The 23,093-nt window shown below is 63.3% G+C and carries 29 protein-coding genes; 17 read left to right on the forward strand and 12 right to left on the reverse strand.

What is annotated here, in order from left to right; translation table 11 throughout:
* Positions 1 to 9 precede the first annotated feature (9 nt).
* Complete coding sequence (locus ACTIGC_RS00410) at positions 10 to 939, forward strand: hypothetical protein (protein WP_439632530.1); 930 nt, start codon at positions 10 to 12, stop codon at positions 937 to 939.
* Here the strand turns inward: ACTIGC_RS00410 and ACTIGC_RS00415 are convergent.
* Positions 936 to 1,175: a helix-turn-helix domain-containing protein gene (locus ACTIGC_RS00415; RefSeq protein ID WP_439632531.1), complete on the reverse strand. Its 240-nt coding sequence runs from the start codon at positions 1,173 to 1,175 to the stop codon at positions 936 to 938. The two genes, ACTIGC_RS00410 and ACTIGC_RS00415, sit on opposite strands and share 4 nt — an antisense overlap.
* Positions 1,175 to 1,660, reverse strand: a complete 486-nt coding sequence (locus ACTIGC_RS00420) for a DUF2975 domain-containing protein (RefSeq protein ID WP_439632532.1) — start codon at positions 1,658 to 1,660, stop codon at positions 1,175 to 1,177. The genes ACTIGC_RS00415 and ACTIGC_RS00420 overlap by 1 nt, the downstream gene beginning before the upstream one ends.
* A 224-nt stretch (positions 1,661 to 1,884) precedes the next feature.
* Between ACTIGC_RS00420 and mdh the strand changes: the two genes are divergently transcribed.
* The 3 genes from mdh (at position 1,885) to ACTIGC_RS00435 (ending at position 5,166) form a co-directional block, all read left to right on the forward strand.
* Positions 1,885 to 2,853 carry a malate dehydrogenase gene (mdh, locus tag ACTIGC_RS00425; RefSeq protein ID WP_439632533.1) on the forward strand — a complete coding sequence of 323 codons (969 nt, stop codon included), beginning with the start codon at positions 1,885 to 1,887 and terminating at the stop codon, positions 2,851 to 2,853.
* Between the two features lie 145 nt (positions 2,854 to 2,998).
* Entirely contained in the window at positions 2,999 to 4,024 is a 1,026-nt protein-coding gene (locus ACTIGC_RS00430; protein WP_439632534.1) for an aspartate-semialdehyde dehydrogenase, read from the forward strand.
* Positions 4,024 to 5,166 (forward strand): acyl-CoA dehydrogenase family protein, encoded by a 1,143-nt coding sequence (locus tag ACTIGC_RS00435; RefSeq protein WP_439632535.1) that lies wholly within the window; start codon positions 4,024 to 4,026, stop codon positions 5,164 to 5,166. Before ACTIGC_RS00430 ends, ACTIGC_RS00435 begins: the two co-directional genes overlap by 1 nt.
* Before the next feature lie 117 nt (positions 5,167 to 5,283).
* On the opposite strand, the gene ACTIGC_RS00440 is transcribed toward ACTIGC_RS00435, so the two are convergent.
* A complete protein-coding gene (locus ACTIGC_RS00440) occupies positions 5,284 to 5,553 on the reverse strand; it encodes a BolA family protein (protein WP_439632536.1) in 270 nt (89 codons plus the stop codon).
* A 53-nt stretch (positions 5,554 to 5,606) separates the two neighbouring features.
* Here ACTIGC_RS00440 and ACTIGC_RS00445 point away from each other — a divergent pair, with 53 nt between their 5' ends.
* The 3 genes from ACTIGC_RS00445 (at position 5,607) to cobS (ending at position 8,439) form a co-directional block, all read left to right on the forward strand.
* The gene (locus ACTIGC_RS00445) at positions 5,607 to 6,233 is read left to right on the forward strand and encodes a DnaJ domain-containing protein (RefSeq protein ID WP_439632537.1); all 627 of its coding nucleotides are present in this window, start codon (positions 5,607 to 5,609) and stop codon (positions 6,231 to 6,233) included.
* Positions 6,234 to 6,337: 104 nt separating this feature from the next.
* A complete protein-coding gene (locus ACTIGC_RS00450; protein WP_439632538.1) occupies positions 6,338 to 7,345 on the forward strand; it encodes a hypothetical protein in 1,008 nt (335 codons plus the stop codon).
* Between the two features lie 98 nt (positions 7,346 to 7,443).
* Positions 7,444 to 8,439 carry a cobaltochelatase subunit CobS gene (cobS, locus tag ACTIGC_RS00455; protein WP_439632539.1) on the forward strand — a complete coding sequence of 332 codons (996 nt, stop codon included), beginning with the start codon at positions 7,444 to 7,446 and terminating at the stop codon, positions 8,437 to 8,439.
* Between the two features lie 2 nt (positions 8,440 to 8,441).
* On the opposite strand, the gene ACTIGC_RS00460 is transcribed toward cobS, so the two are convergent.
* Together ACTIGC_RS00460 and ACTIGC_RS00465 are read right to left on the reverse strand one after the other, a co-directional pair.
* The gene (locus ACTIGC_RS00460; protein ID WP_439632540.1) at positions 8,442 to 8,837 is read right to left on the reverse strand and encodes a type II toxin-antitoxin system VapC family toxin; all 396 of its coding nucleotides are present in this window, start codon (positions 8,835 to 8,837) and stop codon (positions 8,442 to 8,444) included.
* On the reverse strand, positions 8,834 to 9,100 hold the full coding sequence (locus tag ACTIGC_RS00465) for a type II toxin-antitoxin system Phd/YefM family antitoxin (protein ID WP_439632541.1): 267 nt from the start codon (positions 9,098 to 9,100) through the stop codon (positions 8,834 to 8,836). Before ACTIGC_RS00465 ends, ACTIGC_RS00460 begins: the two co-directional genes overlap by 4 nt.
* A gap of 135 nt (positions 9,101 to 9,235) precedes the next feature.
* Here ACTIGC_RS00465 and cobT point away from each other — a divergent pair, with 135 nt between their 5' ends.
* Complete coding sequence (gene cobT / locus ACTIGC_RS00470) at positions 9,236 to 11,143, forward strand: cobaltochelatase subunit CobT (protein ID WP_439632542.1); 1,908 nt, start codon at positions 9,236 to 9,238, stop codon at positions 11,141 to 11,143.
* A gap of 216 nt (positions 11,144 to 11,359) precedes the next feature.
* On the opposite strand, the gene ACTIGC_RS00475 is transcribed toward cobT, so the two are convergent.
* Positions 11,360 to 13,066 (reverse strand): amidohydrolase, encoded by a 1,707-nt coding sequence (locus tag ACTIGC_RS00475; protein ID WP_439632543.1) that lies wholly within the window; start codon positions 13,064 to 13,066, stop codon positions 11,360 to 11,362.
* 145 nt (positions 13,067 to 13,211) lie between these two features.
* Here ACTIGC_RS00475 and ACTIGC_RS00480 point away from each other — a divergent pair, with 145 nt between their 5' ends.
* From ACTIGC_RS00480 to ACTIGC_RS00490, 3 genes are read left to right on the forward strand one after another with little or no spacing between them, the layout of a single operon-like run.
* Positions 13,212 to 13,535 carry an ArsR/SmtB family transcription factor gene (locus tag ACTIGC_RS00480; RefSeq protein WP_439632544.1) on the forward strand — a complete coding sequence of 108 codons (324 nt, stop codon included), beginning with the start codon at positions 13,212 to 13,214 and terminating at the stop codon, positions 13,533 to 13,535.
* Positions 13,532 to 13,945, forward strand: a complete 414-nt coding sequence (locus ACTIGC_RS00485; protein WP_439632545.1) for an SRPBCC family protein — start codon at positions 13,532 to 13,534, stop codon at positions 13,943 to 13,945. The genes ACTIGC_RS00480 and ACTIGC_RS00485 overlap by 4 nt, the downstream gene beginning before the upstream one ends.
* Positions 13,946 to 13,956: 11 nt before the next feature.
* Positions 13,957 to 14,166, forward strand: coding sequence for a hypothetical protein (locus ACTIGC_RS00490; protein WP_439632546.1), 210 nt, complete (start codon positions 13,957 to 13,959; stop codon positions 14,164 to 14,166).
* Between the two features lie 94 nt (positions 14,167 to 14,260).
* Here ACTIGC_RS00490 and rpmB read toward each other — a convergent pair whose 3' ends face one another.
* A complete protein-coding gene (gene rpmB / locus ACTIGC_RS00495) occupies positions 14,261 to 14,554 on the reverse strand; it encodes a 50S ribosomal protein L28 (protein WP_127565059.1) in 294 nt (97 codons plus the stop codon).
* Between the two features lie 227 nt (positions 14,555 to 14,781).
* Between rpmB and ACTIGC_RS00500 the strand changes: the two genes are divergently transcribed.
* The gene (locus ACTIGC_RS00500; RefSeq protein ID WP_439632547.1) at positions 14,782 to 15,585 is read left to right on the forward strand and encodes a DUF3108 domain-containing protein; all 804 of its coding nucleotides are present in this window, start codon (positions 14,782 to 14,784) and stop codon (positions 15,583 to 15,585) included.
* On the opposite strand, the gene ACTIGC_RS00505 is transcribed toward ACTIGC_RS00500, so the two are convergent.
* Together ACTIGC_RS00505 and ACTIGC_RS00510 are read right to left on the reverse strand one after the other, a co-directional pair.
* Positions 15,582 to 15,950, reverse strand: a complete 369-nt coding sequence (locus ACTIGC_RS00505; RefSeq protein WP_439632548.1) for a type II toxin-antitoxin system VapC family toxin — start codon at positions 15,948 to 15,950, stop codon at positions 15,582 to 15,584. The two genes, ACTIGC_RS00500 and ACTIGC_RS00505, sit on opposite strands and share 4 nt — an antisense overlap.
* Positions 15,947 to 16,144 (reverse strand): type II toxin-antitoxin system VapB family antitoxin, encoded by a 198-nt coding sequence (locus ACTIGC_RS00510; protein WP_439632549.1) that lies wholly within the window; start codon positions 16,142 to 16,144, stop codon positions 15,947 to 15,949. The genes ACTIGC_RS00505 and ACTIGC_RS00510 overlap by 4 nt, the downstream gene beginning before the upstream one ends.
* Positions 16,145 to 16,266: 122 nt before the next feature.
* On the opposite strand from ACTIGC_RS00510, the gene ACTIGC_RS00515 reads away from it, so the two are divergent.
* The 5 genes from ACTIGC_RS00515 to ACTIGC_RS00535 all read left to right on the forward strand — a co-directional run bounded on the left by ACTIGC_RS00515 (position 16,267) and on the right by ACTIGC_RS00535 (position 21,423).
* Positions 16,267 to 18,873 (forward strand): helicase-related protein, encoded by a 2,607-nt coding sequence (locus ACTIGC_RS00515; RefSeq protein WP_439632550.1) that lies wholly within the window; start codon positions 16,267 to 16,269, stop codon positions 18,871 to 18,873.
* Positions 18,870 to 19,181 carry an RNA-binding S4 domain-containing protein gene (locus ACTIGC_RS00520; RefSeq protein WP_127565063.1) on the forward strand — a complete coding sequence of 104 codons (312 nt, stop codon included), beginning with the start codon at positions 18,870 to 18,872 and terminating at the stop codon, positions 19,179 to 19,181. The genes ACTIGC_RS00515 and ACTIGC_RS00520 overlap by 4 nt, the downstream gene beginning before the upstream one ends.
* A 79-nt stretch (positions 19,182 to 19,260) precedes the next feature.
* Complete coding sequence (gene fdxA / locus ACTIGC_RS00525; RefSeq protein WP_127565064.1) at positions 19,261 to 19,602, forward strand: ferredoxin FdxA; 342 nt, start codon at positions 19,261 to 19,263, stop codon at positions 19,600 to 19,602.
* Positions 19,603 to 19,842: 240 nt separating this feature from the next.
* The gene (locus tag ACTIGC_RS00530; RefSeq protein WP_188393600.1) at positions 19,843 to 20,361 is read left to right on the forward strand and encodes a CarD family transcriptional regulator; all 519 of its coding nucleotides are present in this window, start codon (positions 19,843 to 19,845) and stop codon (positions 20,359 to 20,361) included.
* Between the two features lie 168 nt (positions 20,362 to 20,529).
* Entirely contained in the window at positions 20,530 to 21,423 is an 894-nt protein-coding gene (locus ACTIGC_RS00535; protein ID WP_439632551.1) for an RNA polymerase factor sigma-32, read from the forward strand.
* Between the two features lie 15 nt (positions 21,424 to 21,438).
* On the opposite strand, the gene ACTIGC_RS00540 is transcribed toward ACTIGC_RS00535, so the two are convergent.
* From ACTIGC_RS00540 to ACTIGC_RS00550, 3 genes are all read right to left on the reverse strand, one after another.
* The gene (locus ACTIGC_RS00540) at positions 21,439 to 22,251 is read right to left on the reverse strand and encodes a thermonuclease family protein (RefSeq protein WP_439632552.1); all 813 of its coding nucleotides are present in this window, start codon (positions 22,249 to 22,251) and stop codon (positions 21,439 to 21,441) included.
* 73 nt (positions 22,252 to 22,324) lie between these two features.
* Positions 22,325 to 22,705, reverse strand: coding sequence for a hypothetical protein (locus ACTIGC_RS00545; protein ID WP_439632553.1), 381 nt, complete (start codon positions 22,703 to 22,705; stop codon positions 22,325 to 22,327).
* Complete coding sequence (locus tag ACTIGC_RS00550) at positions 22,705 to 23,079, reverse strand: heavy-metal-associated domain-containing protein (protein WP_439632554.1); 375 nt, start codon at positions 23,077 to 23,079, stop codon at positions 22,705 to 22,707. Before ACTIGC_RS00550 ends, ACTIGC_RS00545 begins: the two co-directional genes overlap by 1 nt.
* Between the last annotated feature and the right edge of the window lie 14 nt (positions 23,080 to 23,093).

Below are 23,093 nucleotides of genomic sequence, written 5' to 3' on the forward strand. Positions count from 1 at the left end.
GGCTTTGCTATGACAGGTCTGCGCGGGTTGTTCGGCGGCATCACCACACTGGTCGCGGGCGTCATCGTTCCGCTCATCGTGCTGGGGGCGTTGTTTCTGATCGGTGATCCACCGGCCATCATCGCGGCGTGGGAGCGCGGTGAAGTGCGCGTGATCGGCGTTAATGAGGTCGAGGTGGACACCGGCTATGGCGTCACGAGGCGCCATGTCGTGAGCGGGCTGGGCCCCGATGATGAAATGCGCGAGCTGCGCATCGCCGATGATCCACTGGGCGACGGCGCTGTGAACCTTTTTCAGGCCGGCACGGTGCACATGGCGCGCCTGTCGCCGGGCGGAAACCTGGCTTATCCCGATGGCGAGACGGGCAGGTTCACCTTCGCGGCCTTCACGGCGGCACCGCTGATCCTGTTTGTCGTTCTGGGGATTGTCTTCCGGCCCGTGATCACAGCTTTGGCACTGATCGTCCCCGCGGTCGCGGCGCGCGCAAACCTCGTCCGCTCGGCGCTTGGCACCGGCACAGCGCTGATGAGCTTCATCACCATTCCGCTATTCGTGATGGGCCTGTTCTGGAGCCTTGGCGAAGCCCCCGCCTTGCGCTGGTTTTCGCCGGTTGAAAATGCGCAGATAGTCGGGGTCACCACACAGGAATATGCCGATGGCGAGCGCCGGATTACAGGTATCGGCGTCTATACGCCTCGCATTGCCTTTTTCGAAGTGATTGGCTTCCCCGCAACACCCCTTGGCGAGGCGGAGGAGGCCGTCGACAGGATGGGCAGCACTTACCCGGTCCGCGTTTACCGTCACCGGCCCTATGCGCTGGGATGGCGGTGGTTTGATGGGGCGGTTATCGGCGTGACCGCGGTCTGCCTCTTGGTCATGGTGGCAGGGATCGCCGCCATCGGACGCACCATCCTGACTGGCCGCCCGCTGCGCAGCTAGCTGCCTGGATCCGGAACATCCATATCGAGAATATCACCGGGGCGGCACTCCAGCGCGGCGCAGATGCGCGCCAGCGTTTCAAAGCGCACACCCTTCACCTTGCCGGACCTCAACAAGGAGAGATTGGCTTCGGTGATACCTACAAAGGCGGCCAGATCCTTCGCCTTCATCTTGCGGCGGGCGAGCATGACATCGAGCGTCACAACGATATCGGGAACGGGGCCGGTGTCGTTCATCACACGAAGCTGTCACTGTCTTCCTTGATGGCGACTGCTTCAGCCATGACACGCGCCATCACGAAGACGAACACACCCGCGCAGAACAGCGCGACCGGGGCCTCGTTGAGCTGCAGGTCAATGCCACGATCCACACCGCCAATCCAGTCCAGCAAGGTGGGGCGGAAGATGACAAATGCGCCCGCAGCCAGAACAAGCGCGCTGCCGAACTGTTCGATCAGACCGGCATTGCGGCGGGTAAACACCTCTCCGCGCCGGTAATGAGCACCAAGCCTCACGAGCGCCACCAGACCGGGTATCAGGAACACGAAGGGCATGATGTGAACCAGCCCGACAAGGCCCGCATTGAGATAACCCAGAGCGCCGTCAGCCCCCAGAGGCCCGTTAGCCAGCACCTCCACCCACTCGCGGCCCGCATGGATGACAAGAAGCGCCAGCGATAGCAGGCTGACGACATAAAGCATCGAATCCCAACGTGTTTTCATCTCAGGGCTCCCCCGGTGCTGTAACTGATGCATTCTATAATACAGAAAAATCTTTCTGTAAAACAATAATTTTTGCGCAAAGCGCCCCATCACCCGCTTTCGCGTCGACACCGCGTGCGGACATTGCGGAAATCCTCATGCAGCGCTAGACACGCGGCCATCGGTTTTGCGCCGCAGCACGGCCCTGTGTTTTCCGGCGCTCCCTAACAGACGAGGAGAGGCTCATGGCCCGCAAGAAGATTGCCCTTATCGGCGCCGGCATGATCGGCGGCACGCTTGCCCATATTGCTGCGCGCGAGGAGCTGGGCGATGTCGTCCTGATGGACCTGGCGGAAGGCACCGCCAAGGGCAAGGCGCTCGACATCGCTGAAGCCAGCCCCGTGTTCGGCAAGGACAGCCATCTCTCCGGCGGTTCGGTGGAAGACTACTCCCCGATCAAAGGCGCCGATGTGTGCATTGTCACCGCAGGCGTGCCGCGCAAGCCCGGCATGAGCCGTGATGATCTTCTGGGTATCAACCTCAAAGTCATGAAATCGGTCGGTGAAGGCATCAAGAAATTCGCCCCAAACGCCTTCGTGATCTGCATCACCAATCCGCTGGACGCGATGGTGTGGGCGCTGCGCGAGTTCTCCGGCCTGCCGCACAACATGGTGGTCGGCATGGCGGGCGTCCTGGATTCGGCCCGCTTCCGCTGGTTCCTGGCTGAAGAATTCAAGGTGTCGGTTGAAGACGTCACCGCCTTCGTGATGGGCGGTCATGGCGACACCATGGTGCCGCTCACGCGCTATTCGACTGTCGCTGGCATTCCGGTGCCGGACATGATCGCGATGGGCTGGACCACGCAAGAAAAGATGGACGCCATCGTGGACCGCACCCGCTCTGGCGGCGGCGAGATCGTCCAGCTTCTGGGCAATGGCTCGGCCTTCTACGCACCGGCTGAAAGCGCGATTGCCATGGCCAAGTCCTATCTCAACGACAAGAAGCGCGTCCTGCCCTGCGCGGTGCATCTGAACGGCGAGTTCGGCGTGAAGGACATGTATGTCGGCGTGCCGGTGGTGATCGGTGCGGGCGGCGCGGAGAAGATCGTCGAGATCAGCCTCAATGCCGACGAACAGAAAATGTTCGATCACTCGGTCGACGCCGTGAAGGGCCTCGTGAAGGCCTGCAAGGACATCGATCCGAGCCTGGCGTAACCACACCTGTCATCCTCCGGCCGCTTTAGCGGTCCGGGGGATCCATGCCTGCAACGATACCGCTAGCTCGCCTCTCTCAGGCATGGGTGGCCCGGACAAGCCGGGCCATGACACCGATAAAGAATGCATTTCAAGGACCACTTCCATGGCACTCAATATCGCAGTCGTTGGCGCAACCGGCGCGGTGGGCAAGGAAATGCTCACCATTCTGGCCGAGCGCCTGTTCCCGGCTGGCGAGGTCCACGCCCTCGCCTCGCGCCGCTCGGTCGGCACCGAGCTGAGCTATGGCGACAAGACCCTGAAATGCAAGGATCTGGAGACGTTCGATTTCTCGTCGGTCGATCTCGTCCTGATGAGCGCGGGCGGGGATGTATCGAAGGAATGGTCCCCGAAAATCGCCAAGGCAGGCGCCATTGTGGTCGATAATTCCTCGGCCTGGCGGATGGACCCGGATGTGCCGCTGATCGTGCCGGAAGTGAACGCCGATGCGCTCGATGACGGCATAAAGAAGGGCATTATCGCCAATCCCAACTGCTCCACCATCCAGACGGTTGTGGCGCTGAAACCCCTGCACGATGCGGCCGTGATCAACCGCGTATCGGTTGCCACCTACCAGTCCACCTCCGGGGCAGGCGCGGAAGGCATGGACGAGCTGTGGAAGCAGACCCGCGCCATCTATGTGAACGATCCGATTGAACCGCAGGCCTTCATCAAGCAGATCGCCTTCAACGTGATCCCCAAAATCGACGTCTTCATGGAGGACGGCTCCACCAAGGAAGAGTGGAAAATGGTGGTCGAGACCAAGAAAATCCTCGACCCCAAGATCAAGCTCTTCGCCACCTGCGCGCGCGTGCCGGTCTTTGTCGGCCATTGCGTGGCGGCGCATATCGAGTTTGAAAACGAGATCAGCGCCAAGAAGGCCCGCACGATATTGCGCGAGGCGCCCGGCATCATGCTGATCGACCGCGCCGACGAGGAAGACCCGGCCTTCGTCACGCCGGTGGAAAGCGTTGGCGAGTTTGCGACCTTCGTAAGCCGCGTACGCGAAGACCCGACGGTAGAGAATGGCCTCGCCCTGTGGATCGTCTCGGATAATCTCAGGAAAGGCGCGGCGCTCAACGCCGTCCAGATCGCCGAACTGCTGCTCAACAAGGGTATCGTGAAGGCCTGATGCAGAACCCGTTCGATACAGCCGAACGCAAGGCCTTCCGGGAATCGGTGGAGGCCTTCGTGGCGCGCGAGATCGCGCCTTTTGCCAATGAATGGGACGAGGCGGGCGATTTCCCCTGGGAACTGCATGAGAAAGCCGGCGCGCTCGGCCTGTTCGGCTTTGCCATTGACGAGGCGTATGGCGGGCTTGGTTTTGACGATGCCTTCATGCGCATGGATAGCGGCGTAGCCCTCTCATACTGCGGCGCGGGCGGGGTCAATGCCTCGCTCGGCTGCCGCAATATCATGACCGGGCCTATCGCGAAGCTGGCGTCTGAAGAGATCAAACTGGCTGTCCTGCCGGAGATCATTTCAGGGCGCGAAGGCGGGGCGCTCGCCATGACCGAGCCGTCTGGCGGCTCTGACCTGTCGCGCATCAGGACCCGCGCGGTAAAGGACGGCGATGGCTGGCGTATAACGGGCGAGAAGACCTTCATCACCGGCGGCATGAAGGCGCGCTGGTATGTGGTGGGCGCGCGCACGGGCGGGGAAGGCTTTGGCGGCATCTCGCTCTTCCTTGTGGAGGCAGGCTCTGAAGGCTTCAGCCGCACCGCCATAAAGAACAAGATGGGCTGGTGGGCGTCTGACACTGCCACGCTCCATTTTGATGACTGCTATGTCCCGGCGGGCCATCAGCTGGGTGAGGAGGGCCTCTGCCTCCTCGCGATTATGGAAAACTTCAATTATGAGCGCCTCGCGCTCGCTTCGGGCTGCCTTGGCATGGCGAAGCGCTGCCTTGACGATGCGGTGGCCTGGGCGAAGGAGCGTGAGACCTTCGGCAAGCCGCTCATCAAGCATCAGGTCATCCGCCACAAGATCGCGGACATGAGCATGCGCATCGACGCGCTCGAAGCTTACCTGCGCGCCATCGCCTGGAGCATGAATGAGGGCGAGATGCCGGTCGCCGAGCTGTCCAAGGTGAAAGTGCTTGCCTCCACCACGGCCGAGTTCTGCGCCAGCGAGGCCATGCAGATCCTCGGCGGGGCGGGCTATCTACGCGGCCAGGCCATCGAGCGCATCTACCGCGAGGTGAAGGTAATGGCGATTGGCGGTGGCTCTGAAGAGATCATGCGCGATCTGGCCGTGAAACAGATGGGGCTTTAGCCTGTGCGTGCTTCGAGACGCGCTTCGCGCTCCTCAGCATGAGGGAAGCATGGGGTGTTCGGCCCTCATCCTGAGGGTGAGCGTAGCGAACGTCTCGAAGGACGAGGGCCGGTTGTGCTACTCCCCCGGCGCCCTTGCCCGTATTACCAGCGCGTGGATGGGCCCCGTCAGTTCCGCAGCCAAAGCCTGATTGACGAGGCGATGGCGCGCAATGCGGCTCTGGCCTGCGAACGCCTCTGACACGATCTCGACGGTGAAATGGCTCTGCCCGCCGGGCCGCGAGCCCGCATGACCGGCATGGGCGGCGCTATCGTCAGTGATGGTCAGCTCGAGCGGAGCCAGTGCCGCTTTCAGCTTGTCTTCGATCACCCGGCGCATCTCTGTCATTTCACCTGTATCCTTCATTGCCCGATAACCCGCGCGGCACCATACTCTGTACCATGGATTCCGGCTTCAAATACCGCCCGCGCTTCAAGGATATCCGCATCCGTCCGCCCGGCGGCAAGCCGGCCGAGGAAGTGGTCTTGTGCGAATATCCGCGCTGCAACGAGCACGCCACCGCCAAGGCGCCCAAATCGCGCGAGCGGCTGAACGAGCATTATCATTTCTGCCAGAAGCATGCCGCAGAGTACAATAAGAGCTGGAACTTCTTTGAAGGTATGAGCGAGGGCGCGGCGCAAGCCTATACCCAGAGCGCGGCCTGGGGCCACCGGCCCACCTGGAATTTCCGCGCAGGCGGCACGGCGCGCGCCAAGGCCCAGCAGGCCAGCACAGACTGGCAGTCCGCCTTCATTGATCCCTTCACCCTGTTTGGCGAACGCCCGCCGCCACGCCATGGCGAAGGCGCAGCCGCCCCGAAGGGTCCGCAGCTTGGCCGCCTGCAGCAAAAGGCGCTCGATACGCTGGGGCTGGAGGCCGAGGCCAGCAAGGGCGATGTGCGCAAGCGCTATGCCGAGCTGGTGCGCGCCTATCACCCCGATGCCAATGGCGGGGACCGCTCCCGCGAGGAAGCCCTGCAGCGCGTCGTCGCCAGCTACCAGATTCTCAAGAGCGCAGGCATGGCGTGAGGGCTTTCCCTCAACGCCCGCGATTACAAAGACTTCACGATTTCCCCATGCTGGAGACAGGGTAGGCGCTCTAGGCCGGTGGTCTGTCTGTTTCGGGGGTTATCATGCTGATTTTTTCCGCTGTCATCGCACTTTCTATCGCACCGTGCCCACCATCTGCCACCTGTCTGGAGGAAGAGGGGCTGCTGGTTATTGCCTCTGGTGAAGCTGAAGCCGCCGCCACGCTGGAGACAGCGATTTCCGCGCGCCAGCGCTTCTACAGCGTGTTTGGCGAGACGCCCGTGCCAACCGCCATCGTCGAGGATATCGCGCTCTATCCCGGCATTGCGCTTGAGCTTCGCTCTGCCGGTTACACGATCAAGCCATGGATCTCGCCTGGCGCGATGCGTACGGCGCTGGAAACCCAGTTGCGGCCCGTGCTGCAGGCGTCCATGGCCGATGCCGGCCCGGAAGCGGTGGAGAACGCCGTTCAGGCGGCAGTGGCGCGCCGTCTGGACCAGAACGAGCAGGTCCGGCACGCAGATGCCATCATCGCCCATGAGCTGGGCCATATCTGGCTGATCCATGGCTTTGACTGGCCTGAAGCATCGGTTCCGGGGGAGCGAGCCTATGGCGCTGCGGGCGCGCCGGACTGGATGGATGAAACGGCGGCTGTCCTCATGGAAAGCGAGGCCCTGACCGCAGAACGGCATACCGCTTTGTGCGAGGCGGTGCCGGAGAATATGGAGGCCACACTCTCGCGCTATTTCGCCATGGAACATCCGATGATCAACATGGCCCGGCAGGCTGCCGCCCAGCGTGAAGCGGCCTTAAGGGAAACCGGAAACGACAGCTCTGCGCCCCATATCATGGTGATGACTAGGGAGGCGCGCAGCGCTGATGACGCGCTGATGACCGACGCAGGCTATTACTACGCCCTGACCCGGGCCTTCGTTGACTATGTCGTGGCCGAAACTGGCTCTGAAGCGGTATTTGCCAGCCTGGCCCGCGCCCTTGCGGACGGTCAGACGCTGGATGACTGGCTGACGGCCGGCGTTGACGGTCTTCCGGGCAGTGACAGGGCGCTGATCCACGGTCTTGGCAGGCACATCACGGCGCAGTGCGCCGCCTGAGTGAACCGGCTTGCAGGTGCTGGCGGGATGGCCAATGCTGCGCATGCGCGCTAGTTAGCACGACAGAGTGAATTTCCCTGATTAGAGACCGGACTGACATGACCGACACGCTCATCGCCGCCAAGCCTGATACCACTGCCGACTGCAAGGCCCTGTTCGGCTTTGATCCCGGCTTTGAGGTGCCTGCCTTTTCCATGCGCGACGAGCACGTGCCCGCGATTGACGAGACCTATGTGTTCGATCCGGCCACCACGCGCGCCATTCTGGCAGGGTTTGCCTTCAACAGGCGGGTGATGGTGCAGGGCTATCACGGCACCGGCAAATCCACCCATGTCGAGCAGGTCGCCGCGCGCCTGAACTGGCCGATGATCCGCGTCAATCTGGACAGCCATATCAGCCGGATCGACATGGTCGGCAAGGATGCCATCGTGGTGCGTGACGGCCAGCAGGTGACCGAGTTTCAGGAAGGCATCCTTCCCTGGGCCGTGCAGCGCCCCGTCGCCCTCCTGTTTGACGAATATGATGCAGGCCGCCCGGACGTGATGTTCGTCATCCAGCGCGTACTGGAAGCCTCCGGCTCGCTGACCCTGCTCGACCAGACGCGCGTCATCCGCCCGCACCCGCATTTCCGCCTGTTTGCCACCACCAACACGGTGGGGCTTGGCGATACGACCGGGCTCTATCACGGCACCCAGCAGATCAATCAGGGCCAGATGGACCGCTGGTCGCTGGTGGTGACGCTGAACTATCTGCCTGCAGAGACCGAGCGCGCCATCGTGGAAGCCAAGCTGGGCGAGTACGGCAAGACCGAAGAGGGCAAGGCCCGCATCGCCGACATGGTGAAAGTCGCTGACCTCACCCGCGAGGCCTTCATCAACGGCGATCTTTCTACCGTGATGAGCCCCCGCACCGTCCTCACCTGGGCAGAGAACACGGCGATTTTTGGCGATCCGGGTACCGCCTTCCGCCTCACCTTCATCAACAAGTGCGATGAGCTGGAGCGGCCCATCGTCGCCGAATTCTACCAGCGCGTTTTTGGCGAAACCCTCGCCGAAAGCCCGGTGAAGGGCACCAGCCCCGGCCGGGCGGCTTGAGCCTACCAGATGCGGGTCACGCCATAGGCGTCAAGTGCTCTATCGGTACTGACGATAGGTAAGTTGCGATTCAGCGCCTGAGCGATCAAGAGTCTGTCGAACGGGTCGGCATGATGGCGAGGTAGAAGGCCTGCGTCTATATAATCGTCAATGGTGGGTGCCAACAGCTCAAAACCTTCTGCAAATTTGCCGACTTTGAGCATTTTGAAGAGCCGATCCATCTCTGTTGAGCGATTAGCGCCTAACTTCCCAATCTTGATGCTCATCTCCCAAACGCTGGCGAAGCTGAGGAAAACGGTATCCGCCTTCTCAATGCGCCGCTGCGCCTGGATACTGAGTTGAGGCACACCAGCGAACCACCAAACAGCAGAGTGGGTGTCACATAACAGTTGGTTCAAGATTGGTCGCCTTCGATAAGAAGGGGCGAGCCTTCAAACTCTTCAATCTCTTCATCAGTCAGAGGCGTCGCCAGAATTTCGAGCTCTTGGTCACTCAAACTAAGGCCGCCGGGCTTGCGTTTCGGTTTGGTGACGGGCTTTTCCGCGATCAGGCGCGCGACCGGCTCCTTCCCACGGCGGATGATAATCTCTCCGCCCGCCTCGATCTCGCGGATCAGGCGCGAAAGCTGGGTCTTGGCCTCATGTATCGTGACATATTTCATGGCGCGCCCTTCACTTGGCTAACTGGCCTTAGCTAAGTTAGCTAAATCCAGTGGAAATGTCCAGAAAATCGCGCTGGCAGGGTTTGCGCACAAACCCCCTTCGCCTCGCGGCGCAGCGCCTCTAGGTTAGTCCCCATGACCTCTTCGTCCGACACAGCCGCCGAGACCTTCAAGCGCGCGCTTACAGCGGCAACGCGGGCCATGGCGCGTGACCGGGAGCTGGAGGTGGCGTTCTCCGGCGACACGGCCACGCTGAGCGGCGGCAAGGCGATCCTGCCCGCCCTGTCGCCTGATCCCGGCCCGCTGGAGGCGGCCCGCCTGCGCGGCAAGGCCGATGCGCTGGCGCTCAAACGCGCCCTGCATGATACCGATGCTCACAGTGCCGCCCTGCCGCCGGGCAGCGAGGCGCGCCGCATATTCGACGCCGTCGAGCAGGCGCGCTGCGAGGCGCTGGGCGCGCGCGCCATGAAGGGCGTCGGCGAGAATATCAATGCCATGCTGGAGGAGCGCTATAGCCGCGCCGGTTTCCAGCAGGCCGAAGACCGCCAGAACGCCCCCTTGTCCGAAGCTTTGGCCATGCTGGTGCGCGAGCGCATCACCGGCATGAGCACACCTGACGCCGCCAGGGGGGTAATGAAGGTCTGGCGCGAGGACATTGAAAAATCTGCCGGAACCGCGCTGGACCAGCTGGCCGAAGCTGCGCAGGACCAGCGCGCCTTTGCAAAAGCCCTGCGGGAAGTAATCCGCGATCTCGATCTGGCTGACGAGCTGGGCGATGAGGCCGAAGAAGACCAGCCCGACGAGACCGAGGATTCCGGCCTCGAAAACCCGCCCGAAGAGGGCGATAGCGATGATGAGGATGGCAGCGAGGGCGAGGACAGTCAGGAGCGCTCTGACGCGTCCGGCACAGCCGCCGACGAGGAGGACATCTCCTTTGCCGAGGACAGCCAGACCCGCATTGATGCCGAGGACGAGCCCGGCGAGACCATGGAAGCGGCCCGGCCCAACTGGGTGCCGCCAAAGGGCGATGATCCCAATGCCTACAAGGTCTTCACCACCCGCCATGACGAGATAATCGCCGCCGACACCTTGTGCGATGGCGAGGAGCTGTCCCGCCTGCGGCGCACGCTGGACCAGCACCTCAAAGGCCTTGAGGGCGCGGTTGGCCGCCTCGCCAACCGGCTGCAGCGCAAGCTCATGGCCCAGCAGAGCCGGTCATGGGCGTTCGATCAGGAGGAAGGGATACTCGATCCCGCCCGCCTGCCGCGCGTCATCATGGACCCGATGCTGCCGCTCTCCTTCAAGCAGGAGCGCGATACCGAATTCCGCGACACTATCGTCACGCTTCTCATCGACAATTCCGGCTCCATGCGCGGACGCCCCATTCTGGTGGCGGCTGCCTGCGCCGATATTCTCGCGCGCACGCTGGAACGCTGCGGGGTGAAGACCGAAATCCTGGGCTTTACCACCCGCGCGTGGAAGGGCGGGCGCTCGAAGGAGGACTGGCTGGCCGCCGGCAAGCCGCCAAATCCCGGCCGTCTCAATGATTTGCGTCACATCATCTATAAGGGCGCCGACGCGCCCTGGCGGCGCACGCGCAATAATCTGGGCCTGATGCTGCGCGATGGCCTCCTGAAGGAAAATATCGACGGCGAAGCCCTGCAATGGGCGTGGAAGCGGCTGCTGGCGCGGCCTGAACAGCGCCGCATCCTCATGGTCATTTCCGATGGCGCGCCGGTTGATGATGGCACGCAGTCGGCCAACTCGCCCGCTTACCTCGAAAAGCATTTGCGCGAGATGATCCGCCTGATCGAAACCCGCTCGGAAGTGGAACTCCTCGCCATCGGCATCGGCCATGATGTGACGCGCTATTACAAGCGCGCCGTCACCATCGTCGATGTGGAACAGCTGGCAGGGGCCATGACCGACCAGCTGGCCAGCCTCTTTGACGAAAAACCGCGTACCCGGACCAAAAGCGAACCGCGCAAACCCTCCGGCGATGGCCTCTCCGCGCTGAAGCGCGCCGTCCGCGCGGATAGGTAGCGTTAGACGCTCTTTTTGAACCTCCGGACGCGCAGCGATCCGGGGCCTGCTTCCTGAGAGGCTTTTCCCGCGACAGGTCCCGGATGGCCCTCCGGGCCTCCGGGAGTTCAGAAAATGTAGTCACTGAAACCCCGGAACGCCGGAGGCGTATCCGGGGCCTCTCTCAGGACTATTCTGCAAATAGGTCCCGGCTCTGCGCTTCGCTTGGCCGGGAGTTCAGCCCAATTTTGCGTCACCCCCCCGCCAGACGATTTCCCCGCCAATCACCGTCATCACCGGCCTTGCGTGGCGCAAATCGAGATCGTCTGCCGTCATCAGATCCATGTCGAAGACGGAGAAGTCGGCGAGCATGCCGGGCTGGATCGTGCCCAGCTCCTCCTCGCGGAAGGCGGCAAAGGCCGCATTGCTGGTGAAGAGGGCGAGCGCCTCATCGCGTGAAAGCGCCTGTTCGAGATGCCAGGTCGCAGGGTCAGCAAAGCCATCAAGATCGCGCCGGACGGTGGCCGCATAGAACTCGATGCGCGCCTCCCCGCGCTCCACCGGCGCATCAGACCCGCCCGCGATCACCGCGCCGCTGTCTGTAATGTCGCGCCACGCATAGGCCCCTGAAAGCCGCTGCAGGCCGAGACGGGCAGGCGCAAAGTGCAGATCACCAATGGCGTGGGAGGGCTGCATGGAGGCGATGAGGCCGAGCTCCGCAATGCGCGGCAGGTCTGAAGGGCTGACGACTTGCGTATGCTCGATCCGCCAGCGGGGCTCATCTATCGCGCGGTCCTCCACCGGCACGCGGGCATAAGCCGCCTCCACCCAGTCCAGCACTGACCGGTTTCCCAGATCGCCAATGGCGTGGATGGCCAGCTGCACTCCATCGCGCAGGGCATCATCCATCATCGCGCCTGCAGCTTCCGCCTGCATCAGCATCAGGCCACGGTTGGCCGGATCATCGGCGTAAGGATTGAGGAGCGCTGCGCCGCGTGAACCCAGCGCGCCGTCTGCATAGAGCTTTACCGCCCGCGCGGTGACCTGCCCTGATGCGTGCTGGCGCGGCGCGTTGGCCGCGACGTCGGCGTAATCACCCGGATTGGCCGAGACATGGACACGAAGCGGTAGCCGGCCTTCATCGGCGAGGCGTTCAAGGATCGCGACATCCCGGTAAGGCACGCTCATATCGTGCACACCGGTCCAGCCATAGCTGGCCATCACGCGCGCACCGGCGGCGTAAATCTCCACCCGTTCGGCCTCTGTCGGTTCGCCCAGCAGCGCGCGGAACGGGGCCATGGCGGTGTCGATAATCATGCCGGTCGCCCGGCCATCCTCGCCCCGCAATATCGCCCCGCCATCAGGATCAGGCGTCTCATCGGTCACGCCCGCCGCCTCAATCGCGGCTGTGTTGGCAACCAGCGCATGACCATCGGCGCGGATCAGGATGACGGGCCGGTCCGCCACCACTGCATCGAGATCAGCGGCACCCGGAAAGCGCGCTTCAGGCCAGTGCGTCTCGATCCAGCCGCGCCCGAACACCACGCCTTCGCTGTTGGTTTCAGCATAGGCCGCCACACGCGCCTGCAGGTCCGCGATGGACGCAGTTTCCTCAAGGTTCAGCGTGCGCTCGCGCTGGCCGATCCCGATGAGGTGGGCGTGGGAGTCGGTAAAGCCCGGAAACATGGCCGCGCCGGCCAGATCAACCGTTTCGGTATAGCTGCCGGTGAACTCTGCCAGCCCCGCCGCATCGCCCGCATAGACGATCCGGCCCTCACGCACCGCGACGGCCTCAACTGTGTTACCAAGCCCGGTATGAATGGTGCCGCCGGTGAAGATGCGCTCCGCCGCTTCGCTGGGCGCCGGCCCGTTTTCAGACGTGCCATTGCAGGCCCCTAGAAGCCCCACAGAAACGATTGTCATGAGTGTGATGGTGCGGATCATCTGGCCCTCCCGAAGCGCTTCAGCGGGCAAGCTAGGCCGTTTAGCGGAAGGGATCAAAGCCTGCCGCACTGCTGCATGCCAGCTTGACGATATATTCCCCGATGGTTATTGATCTGCCAATGCATAACCAGATGATTATGAGTTTATGAAACAGACACCAGATCCGCTCTTTCGTTCGCTCGCCGATCCCACGCGAAGGGAGATCTTTGAGCGCCTGTGCCGCGAAGGCGAACAGACAGTGGGTACGCTCACCCGCCACGCGGGCATTTCTCAGCCCGCCGTGTCCAAGCACTTACGCGTCCTGACAGAAGCCGATCTCGTTTCCGGCCGGCCGCAGGGGCGTGAGGTCTATTACAGCGTCCGGCAGGGCGCATTGGACCCGCTGGTCCACTGGACCGAGCAGATGAAGACGGTCTGGGAGGCGCGGATCGACCGTCTGGAGGAGCTTTTGAACAGGATGGACCAATGATGCAGCCCGAAACGGCGCCCCGCAGCGTTATCGTGGAACGTCATCTGCCGCATCCGCCCGAAAAAGTATGGCGCGCGCTGACGACAAATCACCTGATCGCAGAATGGCTGATGGAAACCGATTTCAAGCCGGAACCGGGGCACCGCTTCACGTTCACGCAAAGCTGGGGGAGCATCAGCTGCGAGGTGCTCAGCGCCGAACCGCTGCGCGCGCTTGCCTATAGCTGGAACAGTCAAGACTTGGAAACGGTGGTGAGCTGGACGCTGACCCCTGTTCCGGGCGGCACGCATCTGCGCATGGAACAGACCGGCTTCCGCAAAGGACAGGCGCGCTATTTTGGCGGTGCCCAGGCCGGATGGCCCCGTTTCCTCGACGCCCTCGAACAACTTCTCGATCAGACGCACCAGTAAGGGAGTTTTGCATGACCACCAGCATCTTCATCCGCCAGAGTCATCGATGGGTGGCCGTGTTCTTCACCCTCACGGTGATTGGCAATTTTGCCGCCATCGCAGCTATCGGTGAGCCACCGGCTTGGATCACCTACGCGCCCTTGCCGCCACTATTCCTATTGCTGGCCAGCGGCATGTATCTGTTCGTGTTGCCCTATGTCACGAAGCGGAAGCCTGCATAACCGGGCTTGCTTCAGGATATATTGGCCGGAAAAAGAAAACGCCCGCCTCTAGCGAGACGGGCGTTTGATCTTTCCAAGGCAGGAAGAAAGGGGCTTAGGCCGCCGCTTCGCCTTGCGCCTTTTTCAGCTCGCGCTTCACTTTCAGCGCGCCAGCCGAGAGATTCTCGTCGCGGGCTTTGAGCAGGAACGGGTCGAGACCGCCCACATGGTCCACGCTGCGCAGGGCTTTCGCCGCAATGCGGAATTTGAACGCGCGGCCCAGAGCCTCCGACGCCAGCGTGACGTCGATCAGGTTCGGCAGGAAGCGCCGGCGGGTCTTGTTATTGGCGTGGGACACGTTGTTGCCCGACATTGGGCCGGTCCCGGTCAGTTCGCAGCGGCGCGCCATGGCTTCCACCTTCTCTTGCAAAGTCGCGTTCTAGAATATTGTCTCGCGCAAGGAAGAGCCTCCAGCGCAAGGAGCGCGGGTGTTAGCCGAGAGGGCGCGCAACGTCAAGCCGGGCCTGTATATGAGCGCGCTGCCTGAACCGGATGCCACAACACTGCCGTGTTCATCGTGCAGACAGCTTGGGAACGCGATAGAATATCTGTGCAATCATCCTGCTGGAGCGAACCATGCGATTGAAAGCCCTTCTGGCCATGACGGCCCTGGCCGTTCTGCCCGCCCTGCCAGCCAGCGCAGACACGGGAACCCGGCTCGCCGCACCCCCGGAAAGCCTGTTTGTCCAGTATTCCGGGTCATTATTGCTGATCCCGGTCGCGAACATCTCCATCAACGCGGTCTGGCCCGGCGACACCTATTCGGCAACCGCCACCTTCCAGTCGGGCGGACTGCTGCGCTGGTTCGACGACACCAATATCGAGGCCGGCGTGTCGGGCTATGTCCGTGAAGACGGGCTGGACCCATGGCGCTATCAGCACCTCAACCATGCCAGCGGCAAGGGCCGCATCGTGGCCGTGAACTTCGTTGAAGGCATGGCCGTGCCCGATATCAACCCGCCTTTCGGCTCGATGGGTGATCCGGCGGCCAGCGATGAAGACCGCGCGGGCGCGATTGATCCCATTTCGGGCATTCTCAACATGATGCTGACCGCACCGATGACGGCCAATGGCGAGCCCTGCTCCGGCCGGGTCCCGATCTTTGACGGCCGGGCACGCTATAATCTGCGTCTGGAAAATGGCGGTATGAGCAACGTGAACACACGCGCCTGGTCTGGTGAAGCGCTGGTCTGCCGCGCTTATGTCGAACCGATCAGCGGCTATGAGGAAGGCAAGCGCCCGACCGAGGAAGACACCAACCGCCCGGTAACGATGTGGCTGGCCCAGCACGGTGATGTCTGGGTGCCGGTGCGCTACCGCGCCAACACCCGCATTGGCAACCTGACGATCAACGCCACGCATCTGCGCGTGGGCGGTTAGGCGAAATCCACAGCCAGGCCTAGCCGGTCAAGGACCCGCGCCAGACGCCTGTCGCGGGTCCATAAGCCTTGTAGCGCACCCAGCTTTGCCGATGCGGCGAGATGTGCGTCAAGATAACCGATACCGCTGCCCGCAAGACCGTGCTGATCGATAAGGCGGCGCACCTCCTCATCAGCAGCCAGGGGCGCGATGGGCAGGTTTTCCATATCAGCCAGAATATCCGCCCGGTCTGACAGGTTTCCGAGCGCCAGCTCACCAATGATGAAGGGATGGCACACGGCCTGCCCATTCATCAGCAGGCCAGCCAGCAGCGGTTCGCCGGAACGTAGATGATCTACCCACACCGATGTATCGACGAGGATCAAGCAGGTTCGCCCTGCCGCCGGGGAACGGGCCGCAAATCTGGCTGCGTGCCCCCCAGCCGGGCGAGGCGGCGCGCGCTCTCGCGCTCGATCAGGGCCTTCATGGCCTCTCGGACAAGAGCGGCGCGCTCTTCAATACCTGTAAGCTTTACGGCCTTTTCGAGCAGATCATCATCAAGGTTCAAGGTCGTACGCATGGCAGACGCTCCGGTTCAGGCATCCATTTTAGCATCAATCGATGCCAGTATCCATGCCTGCCATCCGCCCTTAAACCGGCGCGCGCTACACCCTATCTTTCAGGCTTGAAAGCGAGGCGGTCATGCCCACGCAAGGCGAGATCACGGCGGTTCTCGGGCCGACCAATACCGGCAAGACCCATCTTGCCCTGACGCGCATGCTGGGGCGCTCCTCCGGCGTGATGGGCCTGCCTTTGCGCCTGCTGGCCCGTGAGCTTTACGACCGCGTGGTCAAGGCCAAGGGGCCGGGGGCGGCGGCGCTCATCACCGGCGAGGAAAAGATCGTGCCGAAAAGCGCGCGCTATTTCCTGTGCACGGTGGAGGCCATGCCGCTCGATCTGCGCCCCGCCTTCCTCGCGATCGACGAGATCCAGCTCGCCGCAGACCCGGACCGTGGTCATGTCTTTACCGACCGGCTTCTGCATGCGCGCGGGAGTGAGGAGACCATGCTGCTGGGCGCCTCCACCATGGCGCCCATGCTGTCGCGGCTGGTGCCCGATGCGCAAAGAGTAGAGCGCGAACGCTTTTCCACCCTCACCTATTCTGGCCCGAAAAAGCTCGGCAAGCTGCCGCGCCGCTCCGCCATTGTCGCCTTCTCGGCAGAAGATGTGTACGCGATTGCAGAGCTGATACGCCGCCAGCGCGGCGGGGCCGCTGTGGTGATGGGCGCACTCTCACCGCGCACCCGCAACGCGCAAGTTGAGCTCTACCAGTCCGGCGAGGTGGACTATCTCATCGCCACTGACGCTATCGGCATGGGCCTCAACATGGATGTGGACCATGTCGCCTTTGCCGCCTTCTCCAAATTCGACGGCCATCGCCGCCGCCGCTTGCGGCCCGACGAGATCGGCCAGATTGCCGGGCGCGCAGGCCGCTTCCGCTCCGATGGCACGTTTGGCGAGACGGGCGATGCACGCGCGCTCGATGCCGAGACCATTCAGGCTGTGGAGAACCATGAGTTCGCGCCGGTAACAAAGCTGACCTGGCGCAACAGCGCGCTGGATTTTTCGTCGCTGGAAGCCCTTCGCAATTCGCTGGCAAGGCCCTGCCCCGCCAAAGGGCTGGAACGGGTGCGCGGCGCACTGGACGAGCAGGTGCTTGAAACCCTGAGCGCGGATGGCGAGGTGCGTGGCTGGACGCGTACGCGCGGCGGACTGGAAACCCTGTGGGATGTCTGCCGCATCCCTGATTTCCGCAAGACCACCGTGGACGAGCATGCCCGCCTGTCGCGCCAGATATACGCCTATCTGATGAGCCGTGAGGGGGTGTTGCCCGATGCCTGGCTGGACGGTCAGCTGGCGCGTGTGTCCGGTACGGCCGGTGATGTCGCCACCCTGTCCCAGCGTCTCGCCCATGTGCGCACCTGGGCCTATGCGGCCAACCGTCCCGGCTGGACACGCGACCCGGCCCACTGGCAGGCACGCACACGCGAGGTGGAAGATGCGCTGTCGGACGCCCTGCACGAAGCCCTGATGACCCGTTTCATCGACCGGCGCACCTCAGCCCTTGTGAAGGGTCTGCGCGACAAGACCGATCTGGCCGCCGGGGTGGACCATCGCGGTGAGGTGACGGTGGAGGGCCATTTTGTCGGCCGCCTCAAGGGCCTTCGCTTTGCACCCGACCATGCGGGCGGGCCGCTGGCCCAGCGCGCGGTCACCGGCGCGGCACTCAAGGCTGTGCGCCCGGAGATCAACCGGCGCCTCGGCGAGTTGGCGCGGGCGGACGCGGCCGATCTGGAGCTGGATGGCGATGGCTATCTGGTCTGGCAGGGCGAGCGGACGGGAAAGCTCGCCCGGTCGGCAGACCGGCTGAACCCGGATGTCGTGCTGGTCGGCGGAGAGCTGGGCGCGGCTGAAGCGATTGCCAGGGCGGCGCAGCGCCTGCAGCGCCACGTTGCCGGAGAGGTGTCGCGTCATCTGGGCGCCCTTGTCGCGCTCAAAAACCGGACCGGCGCCGATTCCGGCCTTGACGGGCTGGCGCGCGGCATCGCCTGGCGGCTTGTGGAAGCAGGCGGCGCCATGCCGCGCCACGAACTGGCCAGTGACATAGCCCAGCTGTCCGCCCATGAGCGCCGCCAGCTGCGCAGCGCCGGGGTGCGTATCGGAGAGCACGCGGTCTTCCTGCCCGCTCTGCTCAAACCCCGCGCTGCCGGCCTCAACACGCTCCTTCATGCCCTGCATGCAGGCGAAGCCGAGGCGCGTTTCCGCCCGGCCCCCGGACGGGTATGCCTGCCCGCCCCGCAGGGCCGGCCGGCAACGGAAATGGCATCAGCCGGCTATCTCGTCTGCGGGTCGCTGGCGGTGCGCATCGATATGCTGGAGCGCCTGGCCGATGCGGTGCGCGAAGCAAGAAAACCGCATCCGCGCGGCTGGTTCGCTCTTGATGACACCATGATGGCCCTGCTGGGCCTGCCGATGGACGGTCTGGAGGAAATTGTCCGCGCCCTTGGGTATACCCGCGTGAAAAAGGCGGCTGACAGCACGCCGGACCTCTGGTCAGCAACCCGCAAGGCGCGCAGCAAGCCCGCAGACATCACCCGGCCTGCCACGCCGCCTGACGCCGCCAGCCCCTTCGCCCGGCTTGCCGAACTCGACCTGCCGCGCGCTCCGGCCCGGCGGCCTGCAAACAGCGGCAGAAAGCCCCGGCGCAGACGCAACGCCCGTGCCGCAAAGGGATCGGGACCCACATGACAGGGCCAGCCTCCGGCGACGAAGCGCCAGAGCGTATCCGTATTGATATCTGGCTGTTTCGCGCGCGCTTCCTCAAATCGCGCGCGCTGGCTGCCGATCTCGTCAATCGCGGCCATGTCAGGCTGGAACGCGGTGGCCAGATCGTCAAAATTGCCAAGGCGGCCCACATCATCCAGCCCGGTGACATCCTCACATTGCCGCTCCGGCCGGTCCCTGCACGCATTGAGGTCTGTGCCATCGGCGAGCGGCGCGGCCCCCCTGCCGAGGCCAGAACGCTATACCGGACGCTGGATATCGCAGGACCGTGATTGACAAACCCCTTTGCGGGTTCCATCTCCGGCGCGCCGCCTGTCCGCCGTCCATGCCAACCGGAAACCTGACGCTGCCATGACCTATATCGTCACTGACGCCTGCATACGCTGCAAGTTCACCGACTGCGTGGAAGTCTGTCCGGTGGACTGCTTCTATGAAGGCGAGAACATGCTCGTCATTCATCCCGACGAGTGCATTGACTGCGGCGTATGTGAGCCGGAATGTCCTGTAGAGGCCATCAAGCCAGACACTGAAGACGATCCAGATGGCAAGTGGCTTGCCCTGAATTCAAAGTACGCCACTGCCTGGCCAAACATTACCGTCCGCAAGGACCCGCCTGCAGATGCCGCTGAATTCGAGACGGTGTCTGGCAAGCTGGACAAGTACTTTTCCGACAAGCCGGGGTCTGGCGATTAACTTTGTATTTACTGTTGTGGCGAAACCGTTAAACATTCACAAACGCAGCAATTGAATTTCTGTCACGATTGTGGTAGCTTGAACGCCTTCGATAACCGCGCCTGAAGCGGACCCCTCAGGGAATTGCTTTGATCTGATCTATTGTCTTCACCATCACTTCCCCGGTTCTCACCGGCGGGAGGGCTGTTGACAATTATCAGTGCCCCGAAGGCTCCGTGCGCGCTGGCCAAGAGAGTGTCGATGACCAAGAAAACCGCCAATGACAACAAGTCCTTCAAAAAGGGTGATTACATCGTCTATCCGGCTCACGGCGTAGGCCGCGTGACCGGGGTGGAGAAGGAAACCGTGGCAGGCTTCGATATTGAAGTTTATGTCGTTTCCTTCGAGCAGGACAAAATGACACTGCGTGTGCCGACCGCAAAAGCCATCGCGTCAGGCATGCGTCCGCTGGCCAATGACAAGGTGCTGGCCGACGCCCTGAAAACCCTGCGTGGCAAGGCCAAGGTGAAGCGTACCATGTGGAGCCGCCGCGCCCAGGAATATGAAGCCAAGATCAATTCCGGCGACCTGATCTCCATCGCCGAAGTGGTGCGCGACCTGCACCGGCACGAAGACCAGCCCGAACCCTCCTATTCCGAGCGCCAGCTTTATGAATCCGCGCTGGACCGGATGGTGCGCGAGGTTGCTGCCGTGGAGAAGGTCGACCGTGACAAGGCGCTGGAAATCCTCTCCACCTCCTTGCAGAAGAAAGCCGCCTAAGGCGCACGCTTCCTTCCCGATCTGACGAAACGCCCCGCCCTTGCCGGCGGGGTGTTTTCGTTTGCGCCCGGCCCGGCTGCACAGAATGAGGCACAAATATGATCCGGTGAACGCGGTTCACCGTAAAGGCTGGTGAAATCCGATGCCGCCCTTGCCGGAGTAGCGTCCATGTCCACCCAGCCTTCTGCCCGCCGCAGCGCCGATCCTGACCGTCAATACATGAAAGCCGCGATGGCGGTACCCTTGCTGGAGCGCGAGGAGGAACTGGCGCTGGCAACAGCCTGGCGCGAGGAGGGTGACGAGCAGGCCCTGCACAAGCTCACCACGGCCTATATGCGCCTCGTCATCGCGGTGGCCGCACGTTTCCGCCAGTACGGCCTGCCTTTTCCGGACCTCGTACAGGAAGGCAATATCGGCCTCATGCAGGCGGCGGCCCGCTTTGAGCCGGAGCGCGGCGTGCGCTTCTCCACTTACGCCACCTGGTGGATACGCTCTTCGATCCAGGATTATGTGCTGCGCAACTGGTCGATCGTGCGCACCGGCACCACGGCAGCCCAGAAATCGCTGTTCTTCAATCTGCGCCGCCTGCGCGCCCTGATCAGCGATGTGAGCGGGGGCGCACTGACGCCCGAAAACCGCGCTTATGTCGCCGAAGCGCTCAAAGTCGGTGAAGACGATGTGGACGCGATGGCCGCACGCCTGGCTGCTGTTGACCGCTCGCTGAATGCGCCCTTTACCGAAGAGGGTGAAGGCGAGTGGCAGGATCTGCTCGCTGATGACCGCCCCGATCCTGAAGCGGCTGTGATGGATGCGCGCGACACGGCCACACGCCAGAGCTGGATCAGCGAGGCCATGGGCCGCCTGAGCGAGCGCGAGCGTCACATCATCACGCAGCGCCGCCTTACCGAGGAATCCGTCACGCTGGAAAAGCTCGGCGAGGAGCTGGGTATCTCCAAGGAGAGGGTGCGCCAGATCGAACATCAGGCGCTGATGAAGCTGAAAAAATCCCTGACCGAAATTGTCGGCGATCCTGAAGAGGCCGGACTGGTTCCGGCAGGGTAGCCTGTTGGGCCAGCCTTACCGGCCGGGCAGGCGCGCTGCCTCGGGCGCGTCCACCAGCTCCAGCGCCTCCGGGTGATTGAGCGAGATCATCGGGCCGTTCTCGGCATACATCCAGCCACGTACCCGCACCACGGCGCCTTCCAGCGCACGCAGATCAATGCCTTGCGCCTCGAAGCGGCGCTGGTCGCGGCGCATGACCTGCACGGTGAAATCCGTCCGCCAGTCCGTGCCGAAATTGAGATAGATGCGCCCATCGCGGGCCTGCCCGGTGGAGATCACCCGCCCCTCCACGATCTGAACACTGTCCAGCCAGGGCGCGAGCGCGTTGGGATCGGTGGAGTGAACCAGAAGATCGCGCAAACCCCACGCGCCGAGCCCTGCCAGCCTTGCCTCCTCCTCCAGCACGAGAAGCCGGGCGGTGTGCGCCGTGTTGTCGCCATGGCTGTCGACAGCGGCCAGCCCCTCGCCCACGAGGATTTCCTGCAGAGTAGAGCCGTCACCGCGCGTGGCGGTCACCAGAAGCGCGCCATAGCGATTGCGGCCGGGTCCGGCAGGGGTAAGCACCAGATTGCCGCCAGCCTCGTCCAGCAGGGCCTGTAGCCGTGCCAGCGCCAGCTCTGCAGACGGGCCGGAGCGCGGCGCGCGTATACCGGCAAGGCGCACATCGGCCACCTCGCCCTCAATCTCCAGCGTGAAGCGATCCCCGCTGATGGCGCGGGCGCCTGAAGTGTCCTCAGCCAGCGGCAGCGCGTCCGGTTCCGCGTCGGGCAGCGCACCGCAGGCAGCAAGGCAGAAAGTGGCAAATGCCGCTGCGATTATCCTTCCCACCTGGCCCTTCCCCGTCCCGCTTCACCCCAGTCTGACAAGACATCAGAGCGGAGTGAAGCGTAAACGGGTGCCGCTAGAAGAAGAGCGCGGCGGCAAAGAAGGCAAAGAAGAAGCCGATCACCCATACGATTGCCGCGGCGATCAGCACGATCCCGCCCCACCGGCGCAGCCGCGCACAGGCTGCCGCCTGCTTCGGGTCCGCCGGACAGGGCGCATTGCGGGTGAACCAGCGCATGGCGAACGCCCCCAGCAATAGCGCTCCCGACAGGGCAAAGAGCGGCCCCTTCCAGGCGGTGAACGCCACCAGACCCGGCACATTGGCCACCAGCCCCGCCATCACCGCGCCCGCCCCGACGGTCACCAGCAGGGCTGGCAGGGCGCAGCAGATGAGGGTGGATAGGCTAGCGAAAAGGGCGAGGGCCGGAGCCCCCGCCTCGCGGAAGACAAGCCGCATTACAACGCCTCCGGCCGGGTTATGCCATTGGCCTGATAGCCGGCGCGGCGGATCAGGTCGGTAATCGTGGCATCATCAAGCGTCTGGTCTTCATGGACCACGAAGGTCAGCGTCTTGGCATCAAGATCAACTGTAGCGGCGGCGACTTCGGCGCGGCGTTCGAACGTGCGCGTCATGGCGAGCGCGCAGAAATCGCACACCGCACCCAGCACATCGACCACGACCAGCGAGCCACCCTCATCGAGGGCGCTTCTCATGGCGGGCGTGATCTGGCTTTCCGACAGGGCGGTTTCCTGAGCCAGCGCATGGGGCGCAGCGCTCAGCGCCGGGGTGACGGCAAGGGCGAAAGCAAGCGTGATTTGGCGAATAGACATGGAATGTCTCCTTT

The sequence above is a fragment of the Glycocaulis sp. genome, assembly GCF_051859565.1.
GTDB lineage: Bacteria > Pseudomonadota > Alphaproteobacteria > Caulobacterales > Maricaulaceae > Glycocaulis.

Bases quoted from the DNA above. Each gene is read 5' to 3' on its own strand.
- ACTIGC_RS00410 (WP_439632530.1), top strand. From the start codon at position 10: ATGACAGGTCTGCGCGGGTTGTTCGGCGGCATCACCACACTGGTCGCG.
- ACTIGC_RS00415 (WP_439632531.1), bottom strand. From the start codon at position 1,175: ATGAACGACACCGGCCCCGTTCCCGATATCGTTGTGACGCTCGATGTC.
- ACTIGC_RS00420 (WP_439632532.1), bottom strand. From the start codon at position 1,660: ATGAAAACACGTTGGGATTCGATGCTTTATGTCGTCAGCCTGCTATCG.
- mdh (WP_439632533.1), top strand. From the start codon at position 1,885: ATGGCCCGCAAGAAGATTGCCCTTATCGGCGCCGGCATGATCGGCGGC.
- ACTIGC_RS00430 (WP_439632534.1), top strand. From the start codon at position 2,999: ATGGCACTCAATATCGCAGTCGTTGGCGCAACCGGCGCGGTGGGCAAG.
- ACTIGC_RS00435 (WP_439632535.1), top strand. From the start codon at position 4,024: ATGCAGAACCCGTTCGATACAGCCGAACGCAAGGCCTTCCGGGAATCG.
- ACTIGC_RS00440 (WP_439632536.1), bottom strand. From the start codon at position 5,553: ATGACAGAGATGCGCCGGGTGATCGAAGACAAGCTGAAAGCGGCACTG.
- ACTIGC_RS00445 (WP_439632537.1), top strand. From the start codon at position 5,607: ATGGATTCCGGCTTCAAATACCGCCCGCGCTTCAAGGATATCCGCATC.
- ACTIGC_RS00450 (WP_439632538.1), top strand. From the start codon at position 6,338: ATGCTGATTTTTTCCGCTGTCATCGCACTTTCTATCGCACCGTGCCCA.
- cobS (WP_439632539.1), top strand. From the start codon at position 7,444: ATGACCGACACGCTCATCGCCGCCAAGCCTGATACCACTGCCGACTGC.
- ACTIGC_RS00465 (WP_439632541.1), bottom strand. From the start codon at position 9,100: ATGAAATATGTCACGATACATGAGGCCAAGACCCAGCTTTCGCGCCTG.
- cobT (WP_439632542.1), top strand. From the start codon at position 9,236: ATGACCTCTTCGTCCGACACAGCCGCCGAGACCTTCAAGCGCGCGCTT.
- ACTIGC_RS00475 (WP_439632543.1), bottom strand. From the start codon at position 13,066: ATGATCCGCACCATCACACTCATGACAATCGTTTCTGTGGGGCTTCTA.
- ACTIGC_RS00480 (WP_439632544.1), top strand. From the start codon at position 13,212: ATGAAACAGACACCAGATCCGCTCTTTCGTTCGCTCGCCGATCCCACG.
- ACTIGC_RS00485 (WP_439632545.1), top strand. From the start codon at position 13,532: ATGATGCAGCCCGAAACGGCGCCCCGCAGCGTTATCGTGGAACGTCAT.
- ACTIGC_RS00490 (WP_439632546.1), top strand. From the start codon at position 13,957: ATGACCACCAGCATCTTCATCCGCCAGAGTCATCGATGGGTGGCCGTG.
- rpmB (WP_127565059.1), bottom strand. From the start codon at position 14,554: ATGGCGCGCCGCTGCGAACTGACCGGGACCGGCCCAATGTCGGGCAAC.
- ACTIGC_RS00500 (WP_439632547.1), top strand. From the start codon at position 14,782: ATGCGATTGAAAGCCCTTCTGGCCATGACGGCCCTGGCCGTTCTGCCC.
- ACTIGC_RS00510 (WP_439632549.1), bottom strand. From the start codon at position 16,144: ATGCGTACGACCTTGAACCTTGATGATGATCTGCTCGAAAAGGCCGTA.
- ACTIGC_RS00515 (WP_439632550.1), top strand. From the start codon at position 16,267: ATGCCCACGCAAGGCGAGATCACGGCGGTTCTCGGGCCGACCAATACC.
- ACTIGC_RS00520 (WP_127565063.1), top strand. From the start codon at position 18,870: ATGACAGGGCCAGCCTCCGGCGACGAAGCGCCAGAGCGTATCCGTATT.
- fdxA (WP_127565064.1), top strand. From the start codon at position 19,261: ATGACCTATATCGTCACTGACGCCTGCATACGCTGCAAGTTCACCGAC.
- ACTIGC_RS00530 (WP_188393600.1), top strand. From the start codon at position 19,843: ATGACCAAGAAAACCGCCAATGACAACAAGTCCTTCAAAAAGGGTGAT.
- ACTIGC_RS00535 (WP_439632551.1), top strand. From the start codon at position 20,530: ATGTCCACCCAGCCTTCTGCCCGCCGCAGCGCCGATCCTGACCGTCAA.
- ACTIGC_RS00545 (WP_439632553.1), bottom strand. From the start codon at position 22,705: ATGCGGCTTGTCTTCCGCGAGGCGGGGGCTCCGGCCCTCGCCCTTTTC.
- ACTIGC_RS00550 (WP_439632554.1), bottom strand. From the start codon at position 23,079: ATGTCTATTCGCCAAATCACGCTTGCTTTCGCCCTTGCCGTCACCCCG.